Genomic DNA, 3,723 nt, shown 5'->3' on the forward strand with positions numbered 1-3,723 from the left:
TGATGCCCGGGTTCTTGGCTTCGAAAGCCGGGATCAGCTTGTCCTTCCAGATGGCAAGGTCGTCGCCGCGCCAGCTTTCGATGTTGAGCGTTACGTCGTCGGCGTGAGCCAACCCGGCCGAGCCGAGAATGCTGGTGCCCAAAAGCAGTGCCGTCAGTAGTTTCGTTGTCATGCTCAGTCTCCCTGTTGACCTTTTTCAGGTTCGGTTTTGATGAGAACAGAGGCTTTTGAGCCCTTGCTCCCCTCTATAGCGGAAAGGGCCGGCCGCAACTTCTGGCCGGCCTCTTCCAGTATCTTCTGCGCCGCGTCAGTGCTGTCGGCGCCGGCGGCGAGCAGAATGGCGGTCTTGACCGCGCCGCCGCTCTTTTCGAGCAGGCGGGCCGCTTCGTCCGTGCCGCGGCCGCTGACGGCGGCGACGATACGCGCCGCGCGGTCGCGCAGCTTGATGTTGTCGGCCATGAGATTGACCATGTAGCCGTCATGCACATGGCCGAGATGGATGGCGGTCAGCGTCGACAGCATGTTGAGCGCGATCTTCTGGGCAGTGCCGGCGCCCATGCGCGTGGAGCCGGCGATCAGTTCCGGCGGCGTTTCGAGCAGGATGGCGGTTTGTGCCTGGCGCAGCAGCGCAGAGTCCCTGTTGTTGGCGATGCCGATGGTGGCAGCGCCGCGGCGGGCAGCCTCCTCGATGGCCCGCACGGCATAGGGCGTCGTGCCGCTGGCGGAAATGGCGATCAGGCAGTCGCCCTTGCCGAGGCCGGCCTCGGCGACCGCTGCCGCGGCTTCCTCGGTATCGTCTTCCGGCCCGCCGGCCAGCGTGCGGAAAGCGTCGTCGCCGCCGGCGATCAGGATGGCGATGCGGTCGCGGTGAATGCCGAAGGTGCCCGGCAGCTCCAGCGCATCGGCCAGTGCCATCAGGCCTGAGCTGCCGGCCGCGGCGTAGGCAAGCTTGCCCCCGCTCTTCAGCCTGCCGGCGATGATCTCGGCGGCCCTGGCGATGGATGGAATGGCATGGCGCACCACCTTGGCGGCTTCGATCTGCGCATCGGCCAAATAGGAAAGGATGGCGTCCGGAGGCTGGATATCCAGCCCCTCGGCATTTTTGTGAAGCGCTTCGGTGCGCGTTTCGGCCATCCCGGTTCCTCCAATACCAGAACAATACCAAAAAAATACCACTTGTCCACACGCATTAACGAATTCGCGGGCCGGAAATCGCTGAGCCGCCGAAATAGGCAGATTCTTCAATAAAATACGGCTTAAACTTTTTGAAACGGAAATTAATCCTTGGCTATTGGTATTTTATTGGTATTATCCGCCCGGAGGAGAAATCAACGTGAATTTCGTGCTCGGAATCGATGGCGGCGGCACCAGCTGCAGGGCCGCCCTGGCAACGGCGGACGGCACGGTGATCGGCCGCGCCAAAAGCGGCGCCGCCAACATCCGCACCGACCTGACCGGCGCCCGCTCGAACATCGTCGAGGCCGCCAGGCAGGCGTTCCTCGTCGCCGGGCAGGATCCGGAACTGATCCCGCGAACGCCCGCAATTCTCGGCCTTGCCGGCGCCAATGTCGGCACCTACCGGCAGCAGCTCGAGGCGATCCTGCCATTCAGCATCAGCCGCGTCGAGACCGACGCCGAAATCGCGCTGGAAGGCGCTGTCGGCGCCGGTGACGGCGCCATGGCGATCCTCGGCACCGGCACCGCCTATATGGCGCGCAGACAAGGCAAATCGCGCGCCATCGGCGGCTGGGGCTTCCAGGTTGGCGACCAGGGCAGCGGCGCCCGTATCGGCCGCGACCTGCTCGAACAGACACTGCTTGCCTATGACGGCGTCCGCGCGGGCTCGCCGCTGACGCAGAGCATGCTGGCCGTCTTCCGCAACAACCCGGAGGATGTCGTCGAATTCACCACCAATGCCAAGCCCGGCGATTTCGGCGGCTTCGCACCCAAGGTGTTCGAACACGCCGAGAAGGGCGACAGCGTCGCCAACTGGATCCTCGACAGGGTGGTTGCCGATGTCGAAGCCTCGCTCGGCGCGCTCGATCTCGCCGACGACGCGCCGCTGTGCCTCCTCGGCGGGCTGGCGCCGCTCTACGCGCCGCGCCTGTCTGCCCGCTACCGGGCGCTGCTGAAGCCGCCGCTCGACGACGCGCTGGGCGGCGCGGTGCAGATGGCGGTTCGCCTTTTCGCCGGACACGCGAAGGCAACTCGATGAGCGAGGCCGCCGACCAGATCTTCGCCACGCTGAAACATCAGGCGCAAAGCGGCGCGCCGCTTTATCTGCAGCTGCGCAAGAGCATCGAGGACGCGGTCAACCGCGGCCTGATCGGGCCGGGCGACGCGCTGCCCTCCGAGCGCGACATCGCCACCAAGGCCGATATTTCGCGGGTCACCGTGCGCAAGGCGGTGCAGGACCTGGTCAAGGGCGGCATCCTGGTGCAGCGCCACGGCTCCGGCACCTTCGTGGCGCCGCGCATGGAGCGTGTCGAACAGTCGCTGTCGCGGCTGACCTCGTTTACCGAGGACATGGCGCGGCGCGGCATGGTGGTGCGTTCGGCATGGCTCGACCGCGGCCTTTACGCACCTTCGCCCGACGAAATGATGGTGCTCGGCCTGTCGTCGAACGAACTGGTGGCGCGCGTGGCGCGCCTGCGCATTGCCAACGACACGCCGCTGGCGATCGAGCGGGCCTCGCTGTCGGCCAGCGTGTTGCCCGACCCGGCCGACATAGGCTCCTCGCTCTATGCCGCGCTGGAATTGACCGGCAATCGGCCGGTGCGGGCGGTGCAGCGCATTTCCGCCGCCAATCTCGGCGACAGCGACGCGCGCCTGCTCGAGGTGCCGCCAGGCATTGCCGGCCTGCACATCGAACGCATTTCCTATCTGGCGAGCGGCAAGGTGATCGAATTCACCCGCTCTATCTACCGGGGCGACGCCTATGATTTCGTCGCCGAACTGCGGCTGACAGGGCCGAGCGAAGAGGGCCGACCATGAGCACGACAGAGCCGACCATGTCGACAGAGATGACCCATATGCGGCGCGAGATCGAGGAGGTCCCGCAGGCCGTCGCCCGCCTGCTCGACGGCTCCGGCGCCGTGCTGACCGAAGCCGGGCGCGGCATCCGTGAACGCGACCCGCAGTTCGTCGTCACCGTGGCGCGCGGCTCGTCCGACCATGCCGCCACCTTCATGAAATACGCCGTCGAGCTGACCGCGGGCCTGGCCGTCGCATCGGTCGGGCCGTCGATCGCCTCGATCTATGGCCGCAAGCTCAGGCTCGCCGGCTCGGCCTGTCTGGCGATCTCGCAGTCGGGCAAGAGCCCCGACATCGTCGCCATGGCCGAAACCGCGCGGGCGGGAGGCGCGCTGACCGTCGCCATCACCAACACCGCCGATTCGCCGCTGGCGCGTGCCTCGGACTATGCGATCGACATCCTGGCCGGCCCCGAGCGCAGCGTCGCGGCGACCAAGACCTTCATCAATTCGGCCGTCGCCGGCCTCGCTCTGATGGCGCATGCCACCGGCGACGATGCGCTGCTGGCGGCGCTTGCCCGCCTGCCGGAGCATTTCGGCAAGGCGATCGCCTGCGACTGGATGAGCGTGATCTCTGAGACGATCGAGAAGCAGAAGTCGTTGTTCATCCTCGGCCGCGGACCGTCGGCGGCGCTGTAGGCTTCCGCATGCATGCCGCAGGTCTCCTTGAATTTCAGCGCAGCCGAGGTCA

General features: G+C 66.4%; 3 protein-coding genes and 2 pseudogenes. 3 read left to right on the forward strand and 2 right to left on the reverse strand.

The genetic code is table 11. The features are described 5' to 3' along the window. Together ENZ74_RS25385 and ENZ74_RS25390 are read right to left on the reverse strand one after the other, a co-directional pair. Window positions 1-172 (reverse strand): annotated as a pseudogene (locus ENZ74_RS25385) (sugar ABC transporter substrate-binding protein); the annotation flags it as partial. 2 nt (window positions 173-174) lie between these two features. Beyond that, window positions 175-1,134, reverse strand: a complete 960-nt coding sequence (locus ENZ74_RS25390) for an N-acetylmuramic acid 6-phosphate etherase (RefSeq protein WP_027161162.1) — start codon at window positions 1,132-1,134, stop codon at window positions 175-177. A 199-nt stretch (window positions 1,135-1,333) separates the two neighbouring features. Here ENZ74_RS25390 and ENZ74_RS25395 point away from each other — a divergent pair, with 199 nt between their 5' ends. The 3 genes and pseudogenes from ENZ74_RS25395 to ENZ74_RS25405 all read left to right on the forward strand — a co-directional run. Next, window positions 1,334-2,215, forward strand: a complete 882-nt coding sequence (locus ENZ74_RS25395; RefSeq protein WP_063169683.1) for an N-acetylglucosamine kinase — start codon at window positions 1,334-1,336, stop codon at window positions 2,213-2,215. Next, window positions 2,212-2,994, forward strand: a complete 783-nt coding sequence (locus tag ENZ74_RS25400; protein WP_063169682.1) for a GntR family transcriptional regulator — start codon at window positions 2,212-2,214, stop codon at window positions 2,992-2,994. The genes ENZ74_RS25395 and ENZ74_RS25400 overlap by 4 nt, the downstream gene beginning before the upstream one ends. A 17-nt stretch (window positions 2,995-3,011) precedes the next feature. Continuing rightward, window positions 3,012-3,668: pseudogene (locus ENZ74_RS25405) on the forward strand (SIS domain-containing protein); the annotation flags it as partial. Window positions 3,669-3,723: the final 55 nt, after the last annotated feature.

Origin of the sequence: Mesorhizobium sp. M7A.F.Ca.CA.002.15.2.1, assembly GCF_003998715.1 — a bacterium.
Lineage (GTDB): Bacteria > Pseudomonadota > Alphaproteobacteria > Rhizobiales > Rhizobiaceae > Mesorhizobium > Mesorhizobium ciceri.